Origin of the sequence: Algoriphagus antarcticus, assembly GCF_002150685.1 — a bacterium.
Classification (GTDB): Bacteria; Bacteroidota; Bacteroidia; order Cytophagales; family Cyclobacteriaceae; genus Algoriphagus; species Algoriphagus antarcticus.
The window spans coordinates 1-1,853 of record NZ_MSSW01000131.1; the positions used below are offsets into that span (position 1 = coordinate 1).

General features: G+C 37.6%; 3 protein-coding genes. All 3 read left to right on the forward strand.

Annotated features, from left to right (window positions below; translation table 11 throughout):
• Window positions 1-28: 28 nt before the first annotated feature.
• Window positions 29-805, forward strand: a complete 777-nt coding sequence (locus BVH04_RS24935; protein ID WP_086544172.1) for an alpha/beta fold hydrolase — start codon at window positions 29-31, stop codon at window positions 803-805.
• A 231-nt stretch (window positions 806-1,036) separates the two neighbouring features.
• Complete coding sequence (locus BVH04_RS24940; protein ID WP_086544173.1) at window positions 1,037-1,411, forward strand: hypothetical protein; 375 nt, start codon at window positions 1,037-1,039, stop codon at window positions 1,409-1,411.
• A 12-nt stretch (window positions 1,412-1,423) separates the two neighbouring features.
• Window positions 1,424-1,853, forward strand: a 430-nt coding sequence (locus BVH04_RS24945) for a hypothetical protein (RefSeq protein WP_140160675.1), incomplete at its 3' end; no start/stop codon positions are given.

Genomic DNA, 1,853 nt, shown 5'->3' on the forward strand with positions numbered 1-1,853 from the left:
CCGTTAGCAGCCATTTTAGAACGACACGATGCAGACAGAAATAAACACGACATTGGACGAACTAGAAATTAAACGTATAAACAACTTTCCCGACAGGCCGACAATCGTTTTTCTCCACGACTCTTTGGGCTGTATTGAATTGTGGCGAGACTTTCCACAAAAGCTAGCGGAAGCGACACAATGCAACATTTTCATTTATGATCGCTTGGGCTATGGGAAATCTGCACCAATGCCGACACACCAAAGACCAATGAATTATATGGAATTGGATGCAGACATTTTACACAACTTATTGAAGAAATCAGAAATTGACAACGCAATTTTATTCGGACACAGTGACGGTGGAACCATAGCATTGCTGACTGCAAGCAAATATCCTGACAGTGTTGAGGCAGTTATCGTTGAAGCAGCACACATTTTTTTAGAAGACGTTACAATAAAAGGAATTTATGAAGCCTTTGAAAACTACAAAAACACAAACTTACCCGAACGCTTAGCAAAATTTCACGGAAACAAAGTAGAAAGACTTTTCAAAGCCTGGACAGAAACATGGACACGCAGCGACTACCGAAATTGGAACGTTGAACATCTATTGCCAAACATTACTTGTCCAATCTTATTTATTCAAGGCGAAACTGATGAATACGGAACTTTGGCACAAGTTGAAAAAACAATTAGTCAAGTAAGCGGAAGGGCCGAAAAATATATTATTCCAAATGTAGGACACACACCACACAAAGAAGCCTGCGAATTGGTTTTAGACCGTGTAACAAAATTCATAACGACAGAAATGCTCAAACCTTGATAAAAAAAACGGCTACTAACAAAAGTATTGCCAAAAGCGGGGCGGACGGAAGATCAATCGGCTACAAATCGCTACTGTACTGCATCCGGGCTTGACGGAATTCTGCTTATCATTTGTTGTTAACTTGTACTTTTATTTCTTTACTCGGCTGCAGTTCCGGGCAGGACAAGCATCAAATATCCCGCCTTCGGCAATACTCGATCGTTGGCTTTAATTTGAAACAGACGAAACATGAAAATCTTACTTTATATTTTGACACCTATTGGTGCGTTTATTATTAATCTATTATTGGGGATTTTAACCCCACTAATTACTTTACCTCTAACATGGATAATCGCTAAAGTTCAAAACAATCCTGCCATGTATAGATTTCGACCTGACATGGTAATACAAGGAGTAGTAAGAGGATTCCTTGTTGTTTATTTGACGTCTTACCTATTGTCATTATTTGAAACAGAAATAAGCTTTTGGTGGCTTGTAACGACAATGGTTTTGCTATCCTATTTGAGCGTTTCGGCATGGGACAGGACAAAGCCAGACGCTTATGAATTTAGTCTTAACGTTCCACCAATTTTTGGTTTTATAATTGGTCTTTTAGTCCTCTAAACAATCAAACCTATGAATATCAAAAAATACATTTATGAATTTTTAGGGTTTGCAATTCTTTACAGTATTGCAGGTCTAATATTTGGATTTGACTCTACTGTAGTTTGCATCGTTGCAGGTATAATAGGTGCTATTGGGGGGAAATTTATAAGCAAAGTGAACGGCTTCTTTATTGACGAAATAATTGACCATCAAATAGTAAATGATAATGGAGGCTCCGTAGACGTGGAATTTACTTTAAAAGCTGACTATAAGACTAAACCAGTTGTACTATTTGGCTTTTATTCCGCAAATAGGATTATTGACACCCAAACTCTATCAACACTTCTATATAATAAGTTTCATGATTCGCATTACAAGCAAGTTTTGAAGAATGGTGTAGCGAAAATAAATGTCGGATTAAAAGAAGGAACGGTGGAAATAGAAATAAAAAACTGCTGCC